This window comes from Janthinobacterium rivuli, from assembly GCF_029690045.1.
GTDB classification, from domain to species: Bacteria; Pseudomonadota; Gammaproteobacteria; order Burkholderiales; family Burkholderiaceae_D; genus Janthinobacterium; species Janthinobacterium rivuli.
Genome location: NZ_CP121464.1, coordinates 3023637 through 3046606, shown reverse-complemented (window position 1 = coordinate 3046606; position 22970 = coordinate 3023637). Strand labels below are relative to the sequence as shown.

The following is a 22970-nucleotide window of genomic DNA, read 5'->3' as shown; positions in this document are numbered from 1 at the left end:
GCTACGGATTTGCTATTCACCCATCCAGCGGCAATCAGGGAATCGCCACGCCGCCTTTCGGCTTCTGCGTTTTCACCACCTGCATCGCGGTGGCAATCAAGCCGCTCATATCGCCCAGATTGGCCGGCACGATAATCGAGTTATTTGTTTTCGCCAATTGCGCGAACGCGCCCACATACTGCTCTGCCACTTTCAGATTGACGGCATCTTCCCCGCCCGGCTCCCGTATGGCCGCCCCCACCTGGCGCAGCGCCTCGGCGCTGGCTTGCGCCAGCGCGACGATGGCAGTGGCCTGACCTTCGGCACGGTTGATCGACGCCTGCTTTTCGCCTTCGGAGCGGGCAATGGCCGCTTCGCGCTCACCGCTGGCGATATTGATCTGCTCCTGCTTGCGCCCTTCCGAGGCGGCAATCAGGGCGCGCTTTTCGCGTTCGGCCGTAATCTGTGCCTGCATCGCATGCAGGATTTCCTTGGGCGGCGTCAAATCCTTGATTTCATAGCGCAATACCTTGACGCCCCAATTCGCCGCCGATTCATCGATGGCATTCACGATGGCCGTATTGATATGGTCGCGTTCTTCAAATGTCTTGTCGAGTTCCATTTTACCGATCACCGAACGCAAGGTCGTTTGCGCCAGTTGCGTAATGGCGGCAATATAATTCGACGAGCCATATGAAGCACGCATGGCGTCGGTAATCTGGAAATACAGAATGCCATCGACCTGCAATTGCGTATTGTCGCGCGTAATGCACACCTGCGGCGGCACGTCGAGCGGAATTTCCTTGAGCACGTGCTTGTAGGCGATGCGGTCGACAAAAGGCACGACGATATTCAGGCCAGGACCCAATACCGCATGGAACTTGCCCAGGCGTTCCACCACCCAGGCATGCTGCTGCGGCACCACATTGACCGTCTTGAAGACAAATACCAATGCCAGCAATAACAAGATCAGCGACACGCTTCCAGTGCTTACTTCCATAATCTACTCTCCAGGTTATTCAACAATCAAACGGCTGCCACGCACGGCACGTATGGTGTAATGACCGGCCTGCGTATCGCTGCCGGGAATCAGTTCCACATCCCACAAGGCGCCGCGGTACATGACGCGCGCCGCGCCATCGACCCAATGCGCGACCGCCACGCTTTGGCCGATATCGAGATTCACATTCGGATCCTGCGCCGCATCGCGCCGCGCCGCCTTGCCAAAACGGCTGCGCCGCAATAACAAAGTGGCCGCCACGCCGACAATGGCCGCCGTCAGAGCTTGCCAGCCACCATTGCCGCCCGCCAGCGCCACCAGTCCTCCGGCACTGATGCCGATGGCGATCATCAGCAAATAAAACGTGCCCGTAAACAGCTCAAGGATCAATACCGCGCCTGCCGCCACAAACCAGCCTACCCATTCAGCCATGATGCCTCCATCTTTGCGAATCCGAAAATAAAAAACCCCGCAGCCTATATAAGCGACGGGGTTTAATGCGTATGACTGCCTGATATTATTCTTGCCAAACACCTATATACAAGCAGTCTAACGCAATTCCTGATGGCGTCAATAGGCAGGGACGAATTAGCGCCGCAGGCCCGGCATTACTCTTCCAGCAGGCTGCGCAGCATCCATGCCGTTTTTTCATGCAAATCGAGGCGCTGCGTGATCAGGTCAGCCGTCGGCTGGTCATTGGCCTTTTCCAGCAAAGGGAACAGGCGGCGCGCCGTGCGCGCGGTCGCTTCCTGCGCCGACACCAGGTGGCTGACCATGTCCAGCGCCGGCGGCACGCCGTCGATTTCCTTGATCGAGGCCAGCTTCACGAATTCCTTGTAGGTACCCGGCGCCGGATAGCCAAGGGCGCGAATGCGCTCGGCGATCAGATCCAGCGCGGCCCACTGCTCCGTGTATTGCGTCATGAACATCAGGTGCAGGGTGTTGAACATCGGCCCCTTGACGTTCCAGTGAAAATTATGGGTCATCAGGTACAAGGTGTAGCTGTCGGCCAGCAGGCCGGACAGGCCTTCCGCGATCTTCGCGCGGTCCGCCTCGGAAATGCCGATGTCGATCTTTGCCACTTTGCTCGGTTTCTTGCTTGCCATGAGAACTCCCGTTTCAATGTATTGGTGGAATCATTTTAGCTGATCTGGCGCAAGCCCATCGAATACTGCCGTGCGCCGCATGGTTATCGCCTGTCCCTGCATGATGGGCATAAAAAAACCCGCTGCCAGGTGAGCGGCAGCGGGTTTTCAGAGGGCGATAAAGATGCTTACGCTTTCAGCGCAGCCAGCTTTTGCCAGGTGTCGATCACCGAGTCGGGATTCAGGGACATCGATTCGATGCCCTGCTCCATCAGCCAGACGGCGAAGTCAGGATGATCGGAAGGACCCTGGCCGCAGATGCCGATGTATTTGCCGCGTGCCAGGCACGCCTTGATGGCCAGGGCCAGCAGGGCTTTCACGGCAGGATCGCGTTCGTCGAAGTCGGCGGCCAGCAATTCCATGCCGGAATCGCGGTCCAGGCCCAGGGTCAGCTGGGTCAGGTCGTTCGAACCGATCGAGAAGCCGTCGAAATGGTCGAGGAACTGGTCGGCCAGGATGGCGTTCGACGGCACTTCGCACATCATGATGACGCGCAGGTCGTTCTCGCCGCGCTTCAGGCCATTTTTCGCCAGCAGATCGATGACTTTCTCGGCCTGGCCCAAGGTGCGCACGAATGGCACCATGATTTCCACGTTCGTCAGGCCCATGTCGTTACGCACGCGCTTCATCGCTTCGCATTCCATGTTGAACGCTTCGGAGAAGTCGGCCGACAGGTAGCGCGCCGCGCCACGGAAGCCCAGCATCGGGTTTTCCTCGTCCGGCTCGTAGCGCGAACCGCCGATCAGCTTCTTGTACTCGTTCGACTTGAAGTCGGACAGGCGCACGATGACTTTTTTCGGCCAGAACGCGGCGGCGATGGTGGCGATGCCTTCGGCCAGCTTGTCGATATAAAACGCTTTTGGCGATGCATGGCCACGCGCCACCGATTCCACGGCCTTTTTCAGGTCGGCATCGATGTTCGGGTATTCCAGGATCGCGCGCGGATGCACACCAATATTGTTATTGATGATGAATTCCAGGCGCGCCAGGCCCACGCCGGCATTCGGCACGGACTGGAAGTCGAACGCCAGCTGCGGGTTACCCACGTTGAGCATGATCTTGGTGTCGAGCTTCGGCAATTCGCCGCGCGACACTTCCGACACTTCCGTTTCCAGCAAGCCGTCGTAGATCTTGCCTTCGTCGCCTTCCGAGCAGACGACGGTGACGAACGTGCCGTCTTTCAGCACGTCGGTGGCATTGCCGCAGCCGACGACGGCCGGCACGCCGAGTTCACGCGCGATAATCGCAGCGTGGCAGGTACGCCCGCCACGGTTGGTGACGATGGCCGAAGCGCGCTTCATGACCGGTTCCCAGTTCGGATCCGTCATGTCGGCAACGAGCACGTCGCCTGGCTGCACGCGCTCCATGTCGGCCGGGTCGTGAATCACGCGCACTGGGCCGGCGCCGATCTTCTGGCCGATGGCGCGGCCCGAGGTCAGCACGGTACCGGTGCTTTTCAGCTTGAAGCGTTCCTGCACGTCGGTCGCCTTTTGCTGCGACTTGACGGTCTCGGGACGCGCTTGCAGGATGTACAGCTTGCCGTCGCGGCCATCCTTGCCCCACTCGATGTCCATCGGACGGCCGTAGTGGTTTTCGATGATGACGGCGTACTTGGCCAGTTCCACCACTTCGCTGTCGTTCAGCGAGTAGCGGTTGCGCATTTCGACGGGCACGTCGACGGTTTTCACGGAACGGCCAGCTTTCGCTTCGTTCGTAAATTCCATCTTCAGCAGCTTCGAGCCGATATTGCGGCGGATCACGGGCGACTTGCCTTTTTCCAGCATCGGCTTGTGCACATAGAATTCGTCGGGATTGACGGCGCCCTGCACCACGGTTTCGCCCAGGCCATAGCTGGAGGTGACGAAGACCACGTCCTTGAAGCCCGATTCGGTATCGATGGTAAACATCACGCCAGCCGCGCCCAGGTCGGAACGCACCATGCGCTGCACGCCGGCCGACAGGGCCACTTCCGCGTGCGTAAAGCCTTTATGTACGCGATACGAGATGGCGCGGTCGTTGTACAGCGAGGCGAACACCTGTTTCATGGCGTCGAGCACGTTGTCGATGCCAACCACGTTCAGGAAGGTTTCTTGCTGACCAGCAAAAGAAGCGTCCGGCAAGTCTTCCGCCGTGGCCGAGGAGCGCACGGCAAACGACATTTCGGTATCGGAATCGGCTACCAGCTTGGCGTAGAACTGGTCGATTTCAGCGGCCAGGCGAGGCTGGAATGGCGTTTCCACGATCCATTGACGGATCTCCGCACCGGCTTGCGCCAGCGAGCGCACGTCATCGATGTTCAGCCCTTCGAGGCGCTGGGCGATGCGTTCGGCCAGCGGCAAGCCGCCGTTGGCGCTATACGACAGGAAATCGCGGAATGCCTGCGCCGTGGTGGCAAAGCCACCGGGCACGCGCACGCCGGCTTCCGCCAGTTGGCTGATCATTTCGCCCAGGGAGGCGTTCTTGCCGCCGACGGATTCGACATCCGTCATGCGCAAATGCTCGAACGAGGCAACATACACCGCGTCCTTGTCTTCCTGCTGTTGCGATACTGCGTTGGTCATAATGACACCCTTACTGATGATAGAAATCTTTACGCGCGGCGCACAGACAGTCTTCTTGTTATTCTTGGCGTCGTGCAGCACAATCATACCGTTGCAGCCATTTTACCTTGTGCGGCGCAAATTGACGACGCACAATCTTGATCCGAAAACCCATGACACAAGAACCACGCCCTCCTCTGCCCTCCGCGGCCCGCACCGTCTTCTTCGTTTCCGACGGCACCGGCATCACCGCCGAGACGTTCGGCCACTCGGTGCTGACGCAGTTCGATCTGCGCTTCCGCCAGATCCGCCTGCCCTTCATCGACACCATGGACAAGGCCTACGAGGCGGCGCGCAAGATCAACGAAGCGTTTGCCACCGATGGCCAGCGCCCCATCATTTTCTCGACCCTGGTGAAGAACGACCTGTCGGCCGTGATCCGCAAGTCCAGCGGCATGCACATGGACCTGATCCAGACCTTTGTCGCCCCGCTGGAGCAGGAGCTGGGCGTGATGTCGACCCATACCATCGGCCGTTCGCACAACATCGTCGACAGCGAGGAATACAAGAACCGCATCGAGGCGATCAACTATTCGCTGGCGCATGACGACGGCCAGTCGCACAAGAACCTGTCCTCGGCCGATGTCATTCTGGTGGGTGTATCGCGCTCTGGCAAGACCCCGACCAGCCTGTACCTGGCCATGCAATACGGTATCAAGGCGGCCAATTATCCGCTGATTCCCGACGATTTCGAGCGCGACAAGCTGCCTTCCGCCTTACTGGAATTTAAGAATAAAATTTTCGGATTGAGCATTACGCCCGAACGTTTGTCGGAAATACGCAACGAAAGACGCGCTGGCAGCAAGTATGCGGCCATCGAAAATTGCCGTTACGAGGTCAACGAGGCGGAAAAAATGATGAAACGCGAGGGTATCCGCTGGCTGTCGTCGACCACCAAGTCGATCGAGGAGATCTCCACGACCATTTTGCAAGAGATTAAGCCGAACCGCCGCGAATATTGAACGCCAGGCAGGAATTGCAAGTGAACATACATGGAAACATGGCACTCACCCCATAAGCAAAAAAAACGGTCCGCAGACCGTTTTTTTACTTTTGGGTTTTCCCGGATCGCCTGATTTCCGGGATGTCTATCTTCGACCCATAAACCATCTGCACGCGGTGAACATCAGAAATAGGTTTGCCTGACACCGTGATGGAAACTCTACCATCTTTAAGTACCGCGTCTTGAACAAAAAAGTGCGACCGTGCTTGCTCTGCAAAAGCCAGCGATCCTTTGTAAGACGCCTTATGGTCAATATTTTTCTTCTTCGCTGTAGCGGCTTCCGGTGCTGCCACATGAACTGTCGGCCGCGAAACGAGCAATCTCTGCAATTTCTCCAGCCGCAGCGCAGCCTTCGACGCGGACGGATCATCACACAAAACCTTTGCAGGATTCTTTAAATGTGTAGTCATCAGACTTCTCCTTTGTCCAACATTGCTGTCAGATAGTCTAGCAGAATATCCCACGATCTGCTGTCGGCGGTCAGGTCGAAATGCATCTCGCGAGGAGTGCCATTATCTGCCCACCACTGTGGCACAATGGCCAAAACCTCCTGGACAGACTGGCAATCTTTCAGTGCATGCAGAGCATTGCGCTGCAGATCAACCCGCATGAGCGGCGCGTCGAAACCGAATTTTGGCCAGACGTCATAGCCGGCCAGTGCGTCCGGATCACCTGCGAGTTCCTTACCGCTGCCGGCAGCAAACAGGGAAATCTTCCTGAAACCATGCCGATATGCCGTTATCGCCATCAGCCCAAATGCCACAGTACAAAAATATTTAGGCGCCAACACATTTAACATTATCCGCTGCACGTAAAGAGATTCGATTGAAACCATTGCGCCGTCATTGTCCATGAAAGCAATCACGGAGTTGGTCTCGTCGTCCCTCGTATACGCATTGCAAAATCTGGCACTAAAACCGGCTGGCGCCCCGTCCTCCTGCTCCGCAAATTTTCCAAAAGCGACGCTAGAGCTATCCGGTATCATCAAAAGCCTGGCCACCGTGGTGCTATCCATGACGACAGCGTGATCCCATAAGCCTCGAATCTCGACTTCTGCAATCGGCTCCCCATGAATGCTGTGGAATCTTCCATTAAAATGCTCAACAGCTATTTTCGTACCCAACAAAAGCTGCTCCATAGCAGTCAAGGTCGTGTCGAAATAGTCATCTGCCATTGCTTTCCCCCTTCATTTCCTCGCGCCAACCTCAGCCGCGCCGCCCGCGCAGGCATGATGTCACCGTCAAGTACGCCCCTGACGCAGCTGCTCGAAGAAGCAGACGGCGGCGCAGGCGGCCACGTTCAGCGATTCGATCTGGCCCAGGTGCGGAATGACCACCTGGTGCGTCGCCATCGACAATAAATCGTCGGCGACGCCCTGCCCTTCATGGCCAAACAGCCAGGCGACCGGTTGGCGCAGGTCGACGTCGTACAGCTGCTGCGTGGCATAGCCGCTGGTGGCCAGGGTCGCCACCGTGGCGCCCGACACGAGCGCCGCCAGGTCGACGTTTTCAAAGATGTCGAGCACGAAGTGTGCGCCCATCGCTGCGCGCAGCACCTTCGGCGACCAGCAGAAGGCCGTGCCGGCGCTGCAGTACACCTGCGTGATGCCGGCGGCGGCCGCGCTGCGCAAAATCGACCCCACGTTGCCCGGATCCTGCAGGTTATCGAGCAGCACGGCCGACACGCTCAGCGGCTGCGTGACGGCCCGCTCCGGCGTCTCGATGAGGAACATCACGCCCACGCCGTGTTCGACCTGGCTCACCGCGTTGTACAGCGCGTCGGGCAAGCCCAGTACATGCGCGCGCTGGCTTTCCAGCTGGCCGACGATCTCCATCACTTCGGGGTTACGCAAGGCGCTTTCGCTGACGATGCATTGCTCCGGCATGCCGCGCAGTTGCAGATACGACTGGCACAGATGCACGCCATCGAGCAGGGTGCGGCCCGACTTGCGGCGCGCCTGCGAACTGCCCGCCAGTTTCAGCAAATCCTTGTATTGCGCATTGTCGCGCGAGGTAATCGTCTTCATGCCGCCACCTCCTGTCCACCAAACAGGGCGATCACGTTGCGCACGGGCGCGAACGAGCGGCGGTGCACGGGCGAGGCGCCGTGCAGGTGCAGGCGTTCCAGGTGCAATTTGGTGCCATAGCCCTTGTGCTGGTCGAAGCAGTACTCGGGATAGGCCGCGTGCAGATGCACCAGGGCCGCGTCGCGCGCCGTCTTGGCCAGGATCGAGGCGGCCGAAATCGAATCGACCTTGTCGTCGCCACCGACGATGGCCATGCCGCGTATCGGCATCACGGGACAGCGGTTGCCGTCGATCAGGGCCAGGGTCGGCACGGTCGCCAGCGCCTCGACGGCGCGGCGCATGGCCAGCATCGATGCCTGCAAAATGTTCAGGCGGTCGATCTCTTCTTCCGACGCTTCGGCGATGGCCCAGGCCAGGGCCTTGGCCTTGATCTGCGGCGCCAGCAGGTCGCGTTTGGCTTCGCTGAGTTTTTTCGAATCGCGCAAGCCGTCGATCGGCTGATTCGGGTCGAGGATCACGGCGGCGGCGAACACGGGGCCGGCCAGCGGACCGCGGCCTGCCTCGTCGACGCCACAGATGATTTCATCGAGCGAGAATGGCAAGTCGTCAAACAGGCCGGGATAGATATTTTTCACGTTGAATCTTTGGTAGGAACTGCGATTGAAACGGTGCTTACTTGCGGTGTGCGGCGATGACCTGCATGACGGCATTCGCGCTTTCCTGCGCGCTGTCGCGCAGCAGGCTGTGATGCATGTCCGTGAAGCGCTGCACCAGGCGCAAACGGCCCGGCACGTCGCTCAGCTGCTGCCACATGGCCTCGGCCAGCGCCTCGGGGCTGGCCGCGTTTTGCAGCAGCTCGGGCACCAGGTAGTCGCGCGCCAGGATGTTCGGCAAACCTATCCACGGCTGGTAGCCCATGTGGCGCATGATCTCCCACGAAGCGCGCATCATCTTGTAGGCGATGACCATGGGCTTCTTGTACAGCGCCACTTCCAGCGACGCCGTGCCGGACGCCACCAGCACCGCATCGGCGGCGCAGATGGCCGTGTGCGAGCCACCGTCGGTGAGCAGTATCTCGACGTCCTGCAAGCCCGCTTCCGCGATCAATTGCAGGAAGTACTGGCGCTGTTTTTCGCCGGCCATGGGCGCGACGAAACGCAGGGAGCGGTCGCGCGCCAGCAGCAATTTGCAGGCGGTCACGAAAGCCACCGTATTGTATTTGAGTTCGCCCGCGCGGCTGCCCGGCATCAGGGTCACGACATTCGCGTCTTCCGGCAAGCCCAGGGCACGGCGCGCGGCCGCTTCGTCGGGCTGCAACGGAATCATTTCGGCCAGCGGATGGCCGACATAGGTGACGGGCACGCCCGCCTTGCGGTAGATCTCTTGCTCGAACGGAAAGATCACCAGCATGTGCGAGACGGCCTTGATGATTTTCTTGATACGGCCACCGCGCCAGGCCCAGATCTGCGGCCCGATGTAGTGCACCGTGGGGATACCGCCTTCCTTCAGTTGCTGTTCCAGCCCCAGGTTGAAACCCGGGTAGTCGGCGCCGATGAAGACGGCGGGACGCTCGGCCAGCAGCTGGTCGCGCAGCGCGTTCTGGATGCCTTTGATCTCGCGGTAGCGGGGGATGATCTCGAACAGGCCGCGCACGGTCAGCTTGTCGAGCGGCCAGTCAGAGACAAAACCCTGCCTGGCCATGTGCTCGCCGCCGATGCCGTGGAAGCGCGTTCCAGGCAGCTGCGGCACGAGGCCGGACAGCAGCCTGCTGGCCAGCAGGTCGCCCGACACCTCGCCGGCGACGATGGCGACGTTGGCGACCGGCAGGCCGCTGGTTTGGTCAGCGGACGATGCCACGCGACGCCACGCCAAGGAATTCGCGCATGGCGCGTATGTGTTGCGCCACCTCGGGCGACGACGCCGCCTCTTCTTCGAACAGGGCAGCCTTGGATTCTTCCAGGGTCAGTCCCGAGCGGTAGATGAGTTTATACGCGGTGCGGATGCCGTTGATCTGCTCGCGCGTAAAGCCGCGGCGTTTCAAGCCTTCGATATTGACGCCGTGGGCTTGCGCCGGATTACCGTTCAACAGGACGAACGGTGGTACGTCCTGCGTCAGGCTGGTGCTCATGCCGACGAAGGCGTGCGCGCCGATCTTGCAAAACTGGTGCACGTTGGCGAAGCCGCTCATGATGACCCAGTCGCCGATTTCCACGTGGCCCGCCAGCTGCGCGTTGTTGGAAAAAATCGTGTTGTTGCCCACCAGGCAGTCGTGCGCCAGGTGCACATACGCCGAGATCCAGTTGTCATTGCCCAGGCGCGTCACGCCGCCACCCTGCACGGTGCCCGTGTTGAAGGTGCAAAATTCGCGGATGGTGTTGCGGTCGCCGATGTCCAGGCGCGTCGCCTCGCCCGCCCATTTTTTATCCTGCGGCTGCGCGCCGATGGAGGAAAACTGGAACAGGTGGTTGTCGCTGCCGATCGTCGTGTGGCCGTCGATGACCACGTGCGGGCCAACCTTCGTGCCAGCGCCGATGCGCACGTGCGGACCGATGATGGTGTACGGACCCACCTCGACCGAGCTGTCGAGCTCGGCCTTCGGATCGATGACTGCCGTGGAGTGGATGGCCGCCATTACTGCCCCGCTGGCTGGCTCGCAGATTGGCTCGCATCCTGCGCGCTGCGGATGGTGCACATCAGTTCCGCTTCCAGCGCGACCTTGCCGTCGACCGTACCGACGGCCTTGTACTTCCAGATGCCGCGCGAAACGCGCAGGATTTCCACGTCCATCTTCAGCTGGTCGCCCGGTTCGACGGGACGCTTGAAGCGCGCATTGTCGATACCGACAAAGTACACCACCGAATTTTCGTCCGGTTTCACGCCCATCGACAGGAACGACAGCAAGGCCGCCGTCTGCGCCAGCGCTTCGATCATCAGCACGCCAGGCATGACCGGCTTGTGCGGGAAATGGCCCTGGAAGAACTCTTCGTTGACCGTCACGTTCTTGATGGCGGTGATGGTTTTGTTCGCTTCCCAGTCCAGCACGCGGTCAACCAGCAGCAGCGGGTAACGGTGCGGCAGCAGCGATTTGATGGCGAGGATGTCGAGGGTCTTTTTTTCAGTAGTCATTTTTCGTCTTGCGTGGTCAGTGTTTTAATTGTTTTTTCAAGCGCGCGGATCTTCTCGCGCATGCTTGACAGGTTGCGCACGATGGCGGCGCTCTTTTCCCAGTCGGCGTTCTTGGCCAGCGGATAGAAGCCCGTGTACTGGCCCGCCTCAAGAATCGAACGCGAAACCATGCTGCCCGAGCCCACGTGGACGCGGTCGGCGATGGTCAGGTGGCCCAGCACCATGGCGGCGCCGCCAAAGGTGCAGTACTTGCCGATGACGGCGCTGCCGGCCACGCCGACGCAACCGGCCATGGCCGTGTGCGCGCCAATGTGGCAGTTGTGGCCGATCTGGATCTGGTTATCGAGCTTGACGCCATCTTCGATGATGGTGTCGGCCAGTGCGCCACGGTCGATGGTGGTGTTGGCGCCGATGTCGACATCGTCACCGATCACCACCCTGCCCGTCTGCGGAATCTTGATATACACGCCGCCTTCGTTGGCAAAGCCGAATCCGTCGGTGCCGATGACGGCGCCCGAATGGATGATGCCGCGCTGGCCAATCACGCAGCGCGCATGGAAGGTGACGTTGGCGAACAACTGGGTACCGGCGCCGATGACGGCGTCGCGCCCTACCACGCAACCGGCGCCGATGACGCAGGCAGGACCGATCACGGCGCCCGCTTCGATCACGGCGCGCGGCCCGACCGATGCGGTCGCGTCGACCTGCGCGCCATCATCAACGATGGCGCTGGCATGGATACCCACGGGCGGCTTGATGTCGTGCAGGGCGGCGAAATACTGCGCCGCGCGCGCGAAATACACATAGGGATTCGGAGTGACGATACGCGCGCCGGCGTACTCGCCGCCGATCAGCGCGTCGTCGGCCGGCGTGAGTATCAGCGCGCAAGCGCCGCTCTGGGCCGCCTGTGCGCGGAATTTGCTATTGCTGAGAAAGCTGATGTGCGAAGCGCCGGCGTCGGCCAGCGGTGCGATGCCTGTAACTTCCAGGTTGGCATCGCCCGCCAATTGCCCGCCGAAGCGTTCGACCAATTCACCTAGTCGAGTGCCCATCGATATACCCTTATAAAAACGCCTGACTATGCCTGTTGCGCGGCGCGATTTGCGGTCTCCGATGCTCACTGTGCTCCAGCACAGCTCCGCTTCTCAACCACAACTCACATCCGCTCGCTACGGCACTGCCAGGCTTGAAACCGTTACTGTTACTTATCCAGCGCCTTCAAAACCTTGTCGGTAATGTCGATGCGCGGGCTGGCCCACAGGGCTTCCTGCAGCACGATGTCATATCCTTCGATATGCGCCATCTGCTGGATGATGGTGTTGGCTTTTTCCGCGATGGCGCTACGCTCTTCGTTCGTGCGCTGGCTCAGGTCTTCGCGGAACTCGCGCTGACGGCGTTGCAGCTCCTTGTCCAGCTCGAAAAACTCGCGCTGGCGCTTGGCGCGCTCCGCCTCGCTCAGGGTCGGCATGTCCTTTTCCAGGGCTTCGTTGGCGACCTTGAAGCGGCTGGCCAGTTCCTGCACGGCCTTTTCACGCGAGCGGAACTCTTCGGCCAGCTTGGCGCTGGCCAGCTTGGCCAGTCTCGATTCGTTATAAATACGTTCGCTGCTGATCCAGGCGATCTTCGACTCCTGAGCCTGCGCCTGCACCGGCAACAGCGAACTCCAGCACAATGCGATCACGGCAAGGGTCTTGGGCAGGGTAGCGGATGCGGTGTTCATGATACTCCATGGTCAAAAAGTAAAAGCTCTCGCCCCGGTTCAGATGGCCGGTTAAAAACCGGTGCCCATCTGGAACTGGAAGCGCTCCAGGCGATCCGTCGGCTTGGCGTTCAGCGGCTTGGCATAGCTCAGTTTGAGCGGGCCCACCGGTGAAATCCAGCTGATGCCCAAGCCAGCAGAATAGCGCAATTGCGACAGACGCATTTTTTCGCCTTCCTGGTAGACCTGGCCGCCGTCAAGGAAACCGAACCAGCGCAAGCTGCGGTCATTGCCCGAACCGGGGAATGGCATCTGCAGTTCCGCGTTGGCGATCAGGCGCGAAGCGCCGCCCAAGGCATCGTTGGTGCTCGGTTCGACCGCGCCCAGCGAGGAACTCAGGTAGCCGCGCACCGAACCGATGCCGCCGCCGTAGAAGTTCTTGAAGACCGGATACACGTGCTTGCCGATGCCGTGGCCGTAATCGAGCTCGCCCTTCAGCGCCAGGGTGACTTTGCTGAACAGCGGACGGAAATACTGGTGCTCGTAGATGGCACGGAAGTACTTCTGGTCGCCGATCAGGTCAGCCTCCAGGTTGACGCGCTGGTAGCGGCCGATCGATGGCGTCAGGGCGCTGTCGCGGCTGTCGCGCTGCCATGCCGCCGTCAGCGGGATGGAATTCGTCGTGGCCGAACCGATGCCGTCGGACGGGCCGCCATTGTCGACCACGTACTGTTTGAAGCGGATCGGGCTGGTGATATCGGTCTCGATGCGCGAGCGCTCGCCGCCGATACCGAAGAAGACGGTATCGACTTCCGAGAACGGCACGCCGAAACTGACGCGGCCACCGGTTTGCTTGATCTTGTAGCTGCCGATGTTCAGCGCCGGCGGTTCCGTCGTGCGCAGGTAGACTTCAAAACTGCGCGAAATGCCATCGTCCGTGTAGTACGGATTGGTTTGCGAAAACGCAATGGTGCGGCTGTAATGGCTGGTATTGAGTTCAATGCCGACCGTGTTGCCGCTACCGGCGAAGTTGGCCTGCGAAATCGACGCCGACAGCGTGAATTTTTCCGATTGCGAGAACGCGCCGCCGATCAGGAAGTTACCCGTTGGTTTTTCCACCACCGTCACGTTGACGTCGACCTGGTCGGTCGTGCCCTGCGCTTCCGGCGTGTCGATGGTCACGTCCTTGAAGTAGCCGAGGCGGTCGACACGGTCGCGCGACAGCTTGATCTTGTTGCTGTCGTACCAGGACGATTCGAACTGGCGGAATTCACGGCGGATGACTTCATCGCGCGTGGTGGTGTTGCCGGCGATATTCATGTGGCGCACGTAGACGCGCTTGCCCGGATCGATGAAAAAGGTGAAACCGACTTCATGCTTTTCGCGGTTGATTTCCGGATTCGCGTTGACGTTGGCAAAGGCGTAGCCGAACGTGGCCAGGCGGTCCTGGATGCGCTTGTTCGTGGCCGTCAGGCGCGCGCCCGAATAGATCTCGCCTTCGCGCATCAGGTTCAGCGCTTTCAGTTCTTCTTCGCGGCCGAACATCTCGCCTTCGAACTTGGTGCCGGCGATCTTGTACTTTTCACCTTCGGTGATATTGATCGTCAGGTAAATGTCTTTTTTATCGGGCGTGATCGACACTTGCGTCGAGTCGACCTGCATCTCGATATAGCCGCGGTCCAGGTAGTAGGACTTGAGCGCTTCGATGTCGCCCGTCAGCTTGGTCTTCGAATATTGATCGGCCTTGGTGTACCAGCTGAACCAGCCGCCCGTGTTCAAGGCCAGCTGTTCGCGCAGCTCCTTGTCGGTGAAGGCCTTGTTGCCGACGATATTGATCTGCTTGATGCGGGCCACGTCGCCCTCGTCGACGGCGAACACCACGTTGACGCGGTTGCGCTCGATCGGCGTGACGGTGGTGGTGATCTTCACGCCGTACAGGCCATGCGACAGGTACTGGCGCTTGAGTTCCTGTTCCGCGCGGTCAACGGATGCCTTGTCGAAAATCTTGGCTTCACCCACGCCGATTTCCTTCAATGCCTTGACCAGCACATCCTTTTCAAATTCCTTGGTACCCGTAAATGCCACGGAAGCGATGGCCGGACGTTCCTCGACCAGCACCACCAGCACGTCGCCCTCGGCTTCCAGGCGCACATCCTTGAACATGCCCGTCGCATACAGGGCCTTGATGGCGGCGATACTCTTCTCGTCGGAGAACGTTTCGCCAACCCGCACCGGCAGGTAGGCAAACACGGTGCCCGCTTCAGTACGCTGGATCCCTTCGACCCGGATGTCCTTGACAGTAAATGGCTGGACGGCCAGCGCGTGGCCGGAACAGATGGCCATGACGGCGGCGCCGATCAGGCTGCGGCGAAAGGAAGGCAAGGCAAAACGAGCAGAATGTAATTTCATTGGGGTTATTCAATGGGTAAATCAATGGACAACATACACAAAAGATTGCTTGTGCGACTCACGCAATGGCATCAACCACCGCCCTAATTCAGCAATCGCAACACGTCATTAAAGACGGCAAGCACCATCAAGGTCAGCAACAAACCGATCCCCAGGCGCTGGGCAATCTCGCCTACGCGCTCCGGCAAGGGGCGTCCGGTCAAAACTTCCAGCGAATAATACAGCAAATGCCCGCCATCCAGAACAGGAATGGGTAGCAAATTCATCACGCCCAGACTGATACTGATGAAGGCAATGAAGCTCAGGTAGCTTACCAGGCCGATGCGCGCCGTCTGGCCCGCGTAATCGGCGATGGTAATGGGCCCCGTCACATTCTTCAGCGAGACCTGGCCGGTGATCATTTTGCCCAGCATTTTCAGGCTCATGACACTGGTATCCCAGACCTTGGTGGACGCCTTGCCCACGGCGGCGAACGGTCCGGAGGCCACGGTGATCATATCCGGCACCTGCCCCAGCTTTGCTTGTATCTTACCAACTGTTACAGCTCCCTCCGCCCCGGCGCCCGGCACGGCGTCCGGCGTGATGGACAGGGTCAGATCCTGGCCCTGGCGCAGGAGCTGCAATTGCAAGGTCTTGCCCGGCGCCTGGCTCAGGGTGGCGATGACGGCCGCCACGTCGTGCACGGGCTGTTCGTCGATGGCCAGGATCTGGTCGTTCTTCTGCAGGCCGGCGCGCGCGGCGGCGCCACCGGGCATGATTTCCATCAAGGTGGGCGCGGAACGGGCCAGGGTCAGGCCCAGCTTGCCCAGCACGTCGCCTTCCAGGTCCGTCTCCGTCAGGCTGGCCGTCGGCAAGATCGCTTCCTGCTGGCCGCGGTCGGGACGGCGCACTTCGATGCGGGCCGGCTGCTTGTCGAGGGTAGCCTGGATCAATTCCCAGCGCAGTTCGGACCAGCTGGCCACGGCCTTGCCATTCACCGCTTCAACCGTATCGCCGCTGCGCAAGCCGGCCGCATGGGCGGCCGTCTCTTCGGCCACGGGACCGAGTTTACTCGACGGCTCTTCGATGCCATGCATGAACAGACCCGCATACAGCACGATGGCGACGAGGAAATTGGCCAGCGGGCCGGCGGCCACGATGGCGATGCGGCGCCACACGCTCTGGCGCGTGAACTCGCGGCGCAATTCGCTTTCCGGCAAATCGCTGAGGTCTTGCGCGCGGCTGTCGAGCATGCTCACATAGCCGCCCAGCGGCAGCGCGGAAATCGCCCACTCCGTCTGGTCCTTGCCAAACTTGCGCGAGTACACCACTTTTCCCATGCCGATCGAGAAACGCAGCACTTTGACGCCGCACCAGCGCGCCACCAGGTAATGCCCCAGCTCGTGCAAGGTGATCAGCGAGCCCAGCGCAACGATGAACGCCAGCAAGGTGGTAATCAAGGTCATGCGGCCAGCCTTTGGGCGATGTACGCTTGCGCGGCCGCTCGGGCCAGGCGGTCCTGCTCCATCACGGCTTCGATGCTGGACGCGGCGCCGTGCGGCACCGTCTCGATCACGTGCGCGATGACCCGGTCGATATGGCGGAAACCGATCCGTTCGTCAAGAAACGCTTGCACGGCCACTTCATTGGCCGCGTTCAGCAGGGCCGGCGCCGTACCGCCCGCCCGCAAGGCGTCGAAGGCCAGCGCCAGGCAAGGGAAACGGCGGAAATCGGGGCGCTCGAACTGCAGGGTCGCCACTTGCGCCAGGTCCAGTTGCGCCACGCCGGAAGCGATGCGCCGCGGATACGCCAGCGCGTGCGCGATCGGCGTGCGCATGTCCGGATTGCCCAGCTGGGCCAGCACGGAACCGTCGATGTACGACACCATCGAATGGATCACGCTTTGCGGGTGGATCAGCACTTCGATCTGCTCGGCCGGCGCGCCGAACAGCCAGTGCGCCTCGATCACTTCCAGGCCCTTGTTCATCATGGTGGCCGAATCGACGGAAATCTTGCGCCCCATGGCCCAGGTCGGATGTTTGCAGGCCTGGTCCGGCGTGACCGCGTCGAGCGTCTCGACGTCGCGCGTGAGGAAGGGACCGCCGGAAGCGGTGAGCACGATTTTCGCCACGCCGGCGGCGCCCGGCGCGCGGCCATGGGCGTGCGGCATGCATTGGAAGATGGCGTTGTGTTCGCTGTCGATCGGCAGCAGCACGGCGCCGTTATCGTGCACGGCATCGATGAACAGCTGGCCGGACATCACCAGCGCTTCTTTATTGGCCAGCAATACTTTCTTGCCAGCACGCGCCGCCGCCAGGGTGGGCGCCAGGCCGGCCGCGCCGACGATGGCCGCCATCACACCCGTCACTTGCGGCGCGCTGGCGATGGCGCACAGGGCGTCCACGCCGTACTCGACCTGCGTATCGACGCCCTGCCCGCGCAGCAAGCGCGTCAGTTCAAGGGCGGCATCCGCCGTGCCGACGACGGCGCGCTGGGGACGGAATTGCAGACACTGGGCGGCCAGCTCAGCCACACGGCTGTGCGCGCTCAGCGCATACACGCTGTATTGCTCCGGATGACGCGCGAGCACGTCCAGGGTGGACACGCCGATCGAGCCGGTCGCGCCAAGGATGGTGAGGTATTGCATGAGTTTCCTTAAAGCCAGCTGGCCACGAGGGCGGCAAATGGCAGGACCGGGATCAAGGCATCGATACGGTCGAGTACGCCGCCATGGCCAGGCAGCAGGTTGCTGCTGTCCTTGATGCCGGCGCGGCGCTTCAATTGGGATTCGAACAGGTCGCCGACGATGCTGGCGGCGACGATCAGCAGCAGCACCAGCAAGGCCACCGGCCAGCCGCGGCGCAATTGCAGCTGCACGGCAAAGGTGTCTTGCAAGACCGGCAGCGATGGCGCGGCCACGATGGTGATGGCGGAGATGACGAGCACGGCGATACCGCCGCCGATGGCGCCTTCCCAGGATTTACCGGGGGAAATACTTGGCGCCAGCTTGCGCTTGCCGAAAGCCTTGCCCGAGAAGTAGGCGCCGATATCGGCGATCCACACGAGGGCCATGACGGACAGCAGGTACAAGGGGCTATGCAGGAACAGGGCGATGATGGCAACAAAACAGCCGACGATGGTCACCGGGTACACCAGGCTGAGCAAGGTATTGCCCAGGCCTTCGGTGGGCGGCAAGCCCGTCGCCAGCGAGGGCACGAAGCGGATCAGCCAGATGGCCACGCACAGGGCGAACCAGAAATTGAGCTGCGCCATGCCGTTGCCGACAAAAAACGTATATGCGAAGGCGGCGGTCCAGATGGCGGCAATCAGCAGCGCCTGGCGATTTTTGAAGATGCGGAAGCTTTCCCAGATGGCGGCGCCGAAGAACGCCGTGGCGATCACGGCGAAGGCGGGGAAATAATTCAGATACAGAACCGGCAGCAAGACCGCCAACAAGACCAGGGCGGTGATTATCCGTGTTTTCAGCATCAGTTTGTCTTTTCAGTTAATTGCGCGCTGGTACGGCCAAAGCGCCGTTCGCGCTGCTGGTAAGACGCGATTGCCGCGTCGAGGCACTCGTCATTGAAGTCGGGCCAGAAAGTCTCGGTGAAAAACAACTCAGTGTACGCCAGTTGCCACAGGAGGAAATTGGAAATGCGCTGCTCGCCGCCCGTGCGGATGAACAGGTCGGGCTCGGGCGCGTAGGCCATGGCCAGGTGCGGCGCCAGTTGCTCTTCCGTGTAAGCGTGTGCGGCGGGCTGGCCATTGACTGCCGCCTCGGCCGTCATTTTATTGACTGCCTGCATGATGTCCCAGCGGCCGCCGTAATTGGCGCAGATGGACACCGTCAGGCGTGTGTTGTTCGCCGTCTTGCGCTCCGCATTGGCGATCAGGGTTTGCAGCTGCTCATTGAAGCGCGACAGGTCGCCCACCACCTTCAGGCGGATATCGTTGGCATGCATCTTGACCACTTCGCGTTCCAGCATCGTGACGAACAGGCGCATCAGCATCGACACCTCTTCTTCCGGGCGGCGCCAGTTTTCAGAACTGAAGGCAAACAGGGTCAGGTACTCGACACCGCGTTCGAGGCAAGTCTCGACGATGCCGCGCACGGCGTCGGCGCCCTTGACGTGGCCAGCCACGCGGGGCAGGAAGCGTTTGGTTGCCCAGCGACCATTGCCATCCATAATGATTGCCACATGGCGCGGCACCGTACCGACCTCAGGTACTGCCGTTGTCGAACTCGAATAGATCATGAAAACAAGAATACCAAAAATAAAAGATAGCTATTATGCGCCAAATAGCACTGCCCGGAAAAGCCATGCTTTTCCGGGCAGTGTCGAAGGACTGAAAACTAGACCGTCAGCACTTCTTTTTCTTTGTCGACGACCATCTTGTCGATGTCGGCAATAAACTTGTCCGTCAGCTTCTGCACTTCTTCCGACGAGCGGCGCTCATCGTCCTCGGAGCAGGCTTTTTCCTTGACCAGCTTCTTCAGCGACTCGTTCGCATCGCGGCGAATGTTACGCACGGCAATCTTCGCGTCTTCCGCTTCGCTCTTGACCAGCTTGACCATTTCCTTGCGGCGCTCTTCCGTCAGCGGCGGCGTCGGAACGCGGATCAGGTCGCCCTGTGCCGACGGGTTCAGGCCCAGGTCGGCGTCGCGGATGGCTTTTTCGATGGTGTTGGCCATCTTCTTTTCGTACGGCTGCACACCGATGGTACGCGCATCGATCAGGGTCACGTTGGCGACCTGGGTCAGCGCCGTCGGCGAACCGTAGTAATCGACCATCACGTGGTCCAGGATACCCGTATGGGCGCGGCCGGTACGCACTTTGGCCAGATCGGCCCGCAGTGTTTCCAGCGACTTCGTCATGCGTTCCTGGGTGTTCTTTTTAACGTCAGCTAAGGACATACGCCCTCCTATATCTTGATAATAAATGGGTATTACAATTATTCACTGCAGTGTAAATGTTCGCGCAGTCGGGAGTGCCGAAAACCGTTCAGGGCAAGGCGCAGCGCCGAAGACAGTACTTAATGTACGGCGAGGCGCTGCAACGCAGCCATGAGCGGTTTCTCGGCGCTCCGCTTCCCTTATACGTGAACCAGCGTGCCTTCGTCTTCGCCCATGATGACGCGCATCAGCGCGCCTGGCTTGGTGATCGAAAACACTTTGATTGGCAGTTTCTGGTCGCGACACAGGGCGAATGCCGTGGCATCCATCACTTGCAGGTGCTTGGCGATGGCGTCGTCGAACGTAATCGTGTGGAACAGGGTGGCGTTCGGATCTTTCTGCGGATCGGCCGTGTACACGCCGTCGACCTTGGTGGCCTTCAGGACGATCTCGGCGCTGATCTCGGCACCGCGCAGGGCAGCTGCCGTGTCGGTGGTGAAGAACGGATTGCCGGTGCCGGCGGCGAAGACCACCACTTTACCTTCTTCCAGGTATTGCAGGGCTTTCGGGCGGACGTACGGCTCGACCACTTGCTCGATGCCGATGGCCGACATGACGCGCGCGGTAATGCCGACGTGGCGCATGGCATCGGCCAGGGCCAGGGCATTCATCACCGTGGCAAGCATGCCCATGTAGTCGGCGGTGGCACGGTCCATGCCTTGCGCGCCAGGCGCGACGCCGCGGAAAATATTGCCGCCGCCAATCACGATTGCCAGTTCCACACCCAACTTCGCCACCTCGGCCACATCGGCCACCATGCGCTCGATCGTGGCGCGGTTGATGCCGTAGGGATCATCGCCCATCAGGGCTTCGCCGGACAACTTGAGGAGGACGCGCTTGTAGGCTGGTTTTGACATGAGCTGGGCTCCATAAATGAGGTTATTCGAGTATGACATGGCGCAGCGCCTTGCAGCGCCGGATAGGCGGGAGGAAGCTGCCCATGCCGCCGCCCGGCACGACAGGTGCGGGCGGGCCAAAAAAACGGGCCTCTCGGCCCGCTTTACTTACGCTCCCTGGGAGGCAGCCATCTGTGCTGCGACTTCTGCTGCGAAGTCGTCTTGCTTCTTCTCGATGCCCTCGCCCACTACGTACATGGCGAAACCTTTGACGCTGGTGTTAGCCGCCTTCAGCATTTGCTCAACCGACAGCTTGTCGTTTTTCACGAAAGCCTGGTTCAGCAGGGAAACTTCTTTCAGGAACTTCTGTACGGAACCTTCCAGGCGCTTGGCCAGGATTTCCGGCGATTGCGCTGGCTTGCCTTCGGCGGCCGCTTTGGCTGCGTCTTCTTCGGCTTTCAGTTGTGCAACCGAGCGCTCTTTTTCGATCAGTTCCGCAGGAACTTCGTTCGACGACAGCGACACTGGCTTCATGGCAGCGATGTGCATGGCCACGTCTTTACCCACTTGCTCATCGGCGCCGTCGAATTCGACGATCACGCCAATGCGCGAACCGTGCAGGTACGAAGCCAGCTTGGCGCTGGTTTCGAAACGCTGGAAGCGGCGGATGGTCATGTTTTCGCCGATTTTGCCGATCAGGGCAGCGCGCACGTCTTCCAGGGTCTTGCCATCGAGTGGCAGGGCCAGCAGGGCAGCTACGTCAGCCGGATTGTGTTCCGCTACCAGACGGGCAGCGTTGTTGGCCAGTGCCAGGAAATCGTCGTTTTTCGCAACGAAGTCGGTTTCCGAGTTCACTTCGACCAGGGCGCCTACGCCGTTGGCGATGTAGGTTGCCACGACGCCTTCAGCGGTGATGCGTGCCGATGCTTTCGATGCCTTGCCGCCCAGCTTGACGCGCAGGATCTCTTCCGCACGAGCCATGTCGCCTTCGGCTTCGGTCAGTGCTTTTTTGCATTCCATCATTGGTGCGTCGGTTTTGCCGCGCAATTCGCCTACCATCGCTGCTGTAATCGCTGCCATGTGTTTCTCCTGATTCGGTGAGTCGATAGTCGCGGCCGGGCATGCATGCCTCGCCAGCGGTCACTATCGTTTTTTTGTTAAAAAAAAGGGGGAGCTGCTGCCACCCCTTTTCCCTTACTGCTGTGCTTACAAACGGCTATCTTGCGATAGCCTGGCCATTAAGCCTGTTCGTTAACTTCGACGAATTCGTCGCCAGCGGCTGCTTTAACCATTTCAACAACTTCGTTACCGGCAGCTGCACGGCCTTCGATGATTGCATCAGCAACACCGCGAGCGTACAACATGATGGCTTTCGAGGAGTCATCGTTACCTGGGATCACGAAGTTCACGCCTTCTGGGGAGTGGTTGGTATCGACAACGCCGATGACCGGGATACCCAGTTTAGCTGCTTCGGTGATCGCACCTTTGTGGTAGCCGACGTCCACAACGAAGATTGCGTCAGGAATGCCGCCCATGTCCTTGATGCCGCCGATCGATTTTTGCAGCTTGATCATTTCGCGGGAGAACATCAGCGCTTCTTTTTTCGACAGCTTCTCGATCGAACCGTCTTCGATCATCACTTCCATGTCTTTCAGACGCTTGATCGAGGTTTTGATCGTTTTGAAGTTGGTCAGCATGCCGCCCAACCAACGTTGATCAACGAAAGGCACGCCAGCGCGTTGTGCTTCAGCAGCGATGATTTCGCGAGCTTGACGCTTAGTGCCAACCATCAGGATGGTGCCACGGTTTGCAGCCAGTTGACGCACGTGCTTCATTGCGTCCTGGTACATCGCCATGGTTTTTTCCAGGTTGATGATGTGGATCTTGTTGCGATGGCCGAAGATGAACGGTGCCATTTTTGGATTCCAAAAACGGGTTTGGTGACCAAAGTGGACACCGGCTTCCAGCATTTCGCGCATTGTTACGGACATTATTAACTCCAGGGTTGGGTCTGGAATCCGATCAGTCACCATACAGGCACCCTTGTCGACCGGATTCGCGTGTTTATATAAATTAAAGACACTGTTTTACTGCACTGCTTAAAAGAGAATTCAAGCAACCCGGGATTCTACACTGAAATGCCCATTTCATCAAGCCCACGCCGCAAATCGCGCGCGCAGCGACGGCAAGCCTTGCACCACACTGGTGCAAGGC

The 22970-nt window shown here is 60.0% G+C and carries 23 protein-coding genes; 1 reads left to right on the top strand and 22 read right to left on the bottom strand.

Features of this window, described 5'->3' with window-relative positions; all coding sequences use genetic code 11:
* Positions 1–34: 34 nt before the first annotated feature.
* The 4 genes from P9875_RS14010 to ppsA form a co-directional block, all read right to left on the bottom strand.
* The gene (locus P9875_RS14010; RefSeq protein WP_035818190.1) at positions 35–979 is read right to left on the bottom strand and encodes an SPFH domain-containing protein; all 945 of its coding nucleotides are present in this window, start codon (positions 977–979) and stop codon (positions 35–37) included.
* 15 nt (positions 980–994) lie between these two features.
* Entirely contained in the window at positions 995–1411 is a 417-nt protein-coding gene (locus P9875_RS14005; protein ID WP_035818188.1) for an NfeD family protein, read from the bottom strand.
* A gap of 176 nt (positions 1412–1587) precedes the next feature.
* Positions 1588–2085 (bottom strand): Dps family protein, encoded by a 498-nt coding sequence (locus P9875_RS14000; RefSeq protein WP_034752224.1) that lies wholly within the window; start codon positions 2083–2085, stop codon positions 1588–1590.
* A 167-nt stretch (positions 2086–2252) separates the two neighbouring features.
* A complete protein-coding gene (ppsA, locus tag P9875_RS13995; protein ID WP_035826959.1) occupies positions 2253–4685 on the bottom strand; it encodes a phosphoenolpyruvate synthase in 2433 nt (810 codons plus the stop codon).
* 152 nt (positions 4686–4837) lie between these two features.
* Between ppsA and ppsR the strand changes: the two genes are divergently transcribed.
* Positions 4838–5686 (top strand): posphoenolpyruvate synthetase regulatory kinase/phosphorylase PpsR, encoded by an 849-nt coding sequence (gene ppsR, locus P9875_RS13990; protein ID WP_035818186.1) that lies wholly within the window; start codon positions 4838–4840, stop codon positions 5684–5686.
* Positions 5687–5771: 85 nt separating this feature from the next.
* On the opposite strand, the gene P9875_RS13985 is transcribed toward ppsR, so the two are convergent.
* The 18 genes from P9875_RS13985 to rpsB all read right to left on the bottom strand — a co-directional run bounded on the left by P9875_RS13985 (position 5772) and on the right by rpsB (position 22747).
* Positions 5772–6137 (bottom strand): hypothetical protein, encoded by a 366-nt coding sequence (locus tag P9875_RS13985; RefSeq protein WP_278318725.1) that lies wholly within the window; start codon positions 6135–6137, stop codon positions 5772–5774.
* On the bottom strand, positions 6137–6901 hold the full coding sequence (locus tag P9875_RS13980) for a hypothetical protein (RefSeq protein WP_278318724.1): 765 nt from the start codon (positions 6899–6901) through the stop codon (positions 6137–6139). The genes P9875_RS13985 and P9875_RS13980 overlap by 1 nt, the downstream gene beginning before the upstream one ends.
* Before the next feature lie 66 nt (positions 6902–6967).
* On the bottom strand, positions 6968–7753 hold the full coding sequence (locus tag P9875_RS13975; RefSeq protein ID WP_278318723.1) for a TrmH family RNA methyltransferase: 786 nt from the start codon (positions 7751–7753) through the stop codon (positions 6968–6970).
* Positions 7750–8388, bottom strand: coding sequence for a ribonuclease HII (rnhB, locus tag P9875_RS13970; protein WP_070304017.1), 639 nt, complete (start codon positions 8386–8388; stop codon positions 7750–7752). The genes P9875_RS13975 and rnhB overlap by 4 nt, the downstream gene beginning before the upstream one ends.
* 37 nt (positions 8389–8425) lie before the next feature.
* Complete coding sequence (gene lpxB / locus P9875_RS13965; RefSeq protein ID WP_278318722.1) at positions 8426–9610, bottom strand: lipid-A-disaccharide synthase; 1185 nt, start codon at positions 9608–9610, stop codon at positions 8426–8428.
* The gene (lpxA, locus tag P9875_RS13960) at positions 9594–10385 is read right to left on the bottom strand and encodes an acyl-ACP--UDP-N-acetylglucosamine O-acyltransferase (RefSeq protein WP_099402253.1); all 792 of its coding nucleotides are present in this window, start codon (positions 10383–10385) and stop codon (positions 9594–9596) included. Before lpxA ends, lpxB begins: the two co-directional genes overlap by 17 nt.
* Positions 10385–10879 carry a 3-hydroxyacyl-ACP dehydratase FabZ gene (fabZ, locus tag P9875_RS13955; RefSeq protein ID WP_035818168.1) on the bottom strand — a complete coding sequence of 165 codons (495 nt, stop codon included), beginning with the start codon at positions 10877–10879 and terminating at the stop codon, positions 10385–10387. The genes lpxA and fabZ overlap by 1 nt, the downstream gene beginning before the upstream one ends.
* Entirely contained in the window at positions 10876–11931 is a 1056-nt protein-coding gene (gene lpxD / locus P9875_RS13950; protein WP_278318721.1) for a UDP-3-O-(3-hydroxymyristoyl)glucosamine N-acyltransferase, read from the bottom strand. The genes fabZ and lpxD overlap by 4 nt, the downstream gene beginning before the upstream one ends.
* Before the next feature lie 149 nt (positions 11932–12080).
* Positions 12081–12599, bottom strand: coding sequence for an OmpH family outer membrane protein (locus P9875_RS13945; protein WP_051958405.1), 519 nt, complete (start codon positions 12597–12599; stop codon positions 12081–12083).
* 51 nt (positions 12600–12650) lie between these two features.
* On the bottom strand, positions 12651–14987 hold the full coding sequence (gene bamA / locus P9875_RS13940; protein WP_278318720.1) for an outer membrane protein assembly factor BamA: 2337 nt from the start codon (positions 14985–14987) through the stop codon (positions 12651–12653).
* An 83-nt stretch (positions 14988–15070) separates the two neighbouring features.
* Positions 15071–16432, bottom strand: a complete 1362-nt coding sequence (gene rseP, locus P9875_RS13935; protein ID WP_035818163.1) for an RIP metalloprotease RseP — start codon at positions 16430–16432, stop codon at positions 15071–15073.
* Complete coding sequence (gene ispC / locus P9875_RS13930) at positions 16429–17613, bottom strand: 1-deoxy-D-xylulose-5-phosphate reductoisomerase (protein WP_278318719.1); 1185 nt, start codon at positions 17611–17613, stop codon at positions 16429–16431. Before ispC ends, rseP begins: the two co-directional genes overlap by 4 nt.
* Positions 17614–17621: 8 nt before the next feature.
* Complete coding sequence (locus P9875_RS13925; protein ID WP_278318718.1) at positions 17622–18455, bottom strand: phosphatidate cytidylyltransferase; 834 nt, start codon at positions 18453–18455, stop codon at positions 17622–17624.
* The gene (gene uppS / locus P9875_RS13920) at positions 18455–19222 is read right to left on the bottom strand and encodes a polyprenyl diphosphate synthase (protein WP_278318717.1); all 768 of its coding nucleotides are present in this window, start codon (positions 19220–19222) and stop codon (positions 18455–18457) included. Before uppS ends, P9875_RS13925 begins: the two co-directional genes overlap by 1 nt.
* Before the next feature lie 98 nt (positions 19223–19320).
* Positions 19321–19881: a ribosome recycling factor gene (frr, locus tag P9875_RS13915; RefSeq protein WP_034784152.1), complete on the bottom strand. Its 561-nt coding sequence runs from the start codon at positions 19879–19881 to the stop codon at positions 19321–19323.
* Positions 19882–20060: 179 nt separating this feature from the next.
* The gene (pyrH, locus tag P9875_RS13910) at positions 20061–20777 is read right to left on the bottom strand and encodes a UMP kinase (RefSeq protein WP_035818156.1); all 717 of its coding nucleotides are present in this window, start codon (positions 20775–20777) and stop codon (positions 20061–20063) included.
* A 147-nt stretch (positions 20778–20924) separates the two neighbouring features.
* A complete protein-coding gene (tsf, locus tag P9875_RS13905) occupies positions 20925–21836 on the bottom strand; it encodes a translation elongation factor Ts (RefSeq protein ID WP_034752260.1) in 912 nt (303 codons plus the stop codon).
* A gap of 158 nt (positions 21837–21994) precedes the next feature.
* Entirely contained in the window at positions 21995–22747 is a 753-nt protein-coding gene (rpsB, locus tag P9875_RS13900; RefSeq protein ID WP_010397614.1) for a 30S ribosomal protein S2, read from the bottom strand.
* Positions 22748–22970 lie beyond the last annotated feature (223 nt).

Excerpts from the sequence above, each read along its gene's own strand:
- P9875_RS13945 (WP_051958405.1), bottom strand. The coding sequence starts at position 12,599 with ATGAACACCGCATCCGCTACCCTGCCCAAGACCCTTGCCGTGATCGCA.
- ppsA (WP_035826959.1), bottom strand. The coding sequence starts at position 4,685 with ATGACCAACGCAGTATCGCAACAGCAGGAAGACAAGGACGCGGTGTAT.
- tsf (WP_034752260.1), bottom strand. The coding sequence starts at position 21,836 with ATGGCAGCGATTACAGCAGCGATGGTAGGCGAATTGCGCGGCAAAACC.
- pyrH (WP_035818156.1), bottom strand. The coding sequence starts at position 20,777 with ATGTCAAAACCAGCCTACAAGCGCGTCCTCCTCAAGTTGTCCGGCGAA.
- P9875_RS14005 (WP_035818188.1), bottom strand. The coding sequence starts at position 1,411 with ATGGCTGAATGGGTAGGCTGGTTTGTGGCGGCAGGCGCGGTATTGATC.
- P9875_RS14000 (WP_034752224.1), bottom strand. The coding sequence starts at position 2,085 with ATGGCAAGCAAGAAACCGAGCAAAGTGGCAAAGATCGACATCGGCATT.
- uppS (WP_278318717.1), bottom strand. The coding sequence starts at position 19,222 with ATGATCTATTCGAGTTCGACAACGGCAGTACCTGAGGTCGGTACGGTG.
- ppsR (WP_035818186.1), top strand. The coding sequence starts at position 4,838 with ATGACACAAGAACCACGCCCTCCTCTGCCCTCCGCGGCCCGCACCGTC.
- lpxD (WP_278318721.1), bottom strand. The coding sequence starts at position 11,931 with ATGGGCACTCGACTAGGTGAATTGGTCGAACGCTTCGGCGGGCAATTG.
- P9875_RS13985 (WP_278318725.1), bottom strand. The coding sequence starts at position 6,137 with ATGACTACACATTTAAAGAATCCTGCAAAGGTTTTGTGTGATGATCCG.
- P9875_RS13980 (WP_278318724.1), bottom strand. The coding sequence starts at position 6,901 with ATGGCAGATGACTATTTCGACACGACCTTGACTGCTATGGAGCAGCTT.
- rpsB (WP_010397614.1), bottom strand. The coding sequence starts at position 22,747 with ATGTCCGTAACAATGCGCGAAATGCTGGAAGCCGGTGTCCACTTTGGT.
- P9875_RS14010 (WP_035818190.1), bottom strand. The coding sequence starts at position 979 with ATGGAAGTAAGCACTGGAAGCGTGTCGCTGATCTTGTTATTGCTGGCA.
- frr (WP_034784152.1), bottom strand. The coding sequence starts at position 19,881 with ATGTCCTTAGCTGACGTTAAAAAGAACACCCAGGAACGCATGACGAAG.
- fabZ (WP_035818168.1), bottom strand. The coding sequence starts at position 10,879 with ATGACTACTGAAAAAAAGACCCTCGACATCCTCGCCATCAAATCGCTG.
- rseP (WP_035818163.1), bottom strand. The coding sequence starts at position 16,432 with ATGACCTTGATTACCACCTTGCTGGCGTTCATCGTTGCGCTGGGCTCG.
- P9875_RS13975 (WP_278318723.1), bottom strand. The coding sequence starts at position 7,753 with ATGAAGACGATTACCTCGCGCGACAATGCGCAATACAAGGATTTGCTG.
- bamA (WP_278318720.1), bottom strand. The coding sequence starts at position 14,987 with ATGAAATTACATTCTGCTCGTTTTGCCTTGCCTTCCTTTCGCCGCAGC.
- P9875_RS13925 (WP_278318718.1), bottom strand. The coding sequence starts at position 18,455 with ATGCTGAAAACACGGATAATCACCGCCCTGGTCTTGTTGGCGGTCTTG.
- ispC (WP_278318719.1), bottom strand. The coding sequence starts at position 17,613 with ATGCAATACCTCACCATCCTTGGCGCGACCGGCTCGATCGGCGTGTCC.
- lpxA (WP_099402253.1), bottom strand. The coding sequence starts at position 10,385 with ATGGCGGCCATCCACTCCACGGCAGTCATCGATCCGAAGGCCGAGCTC.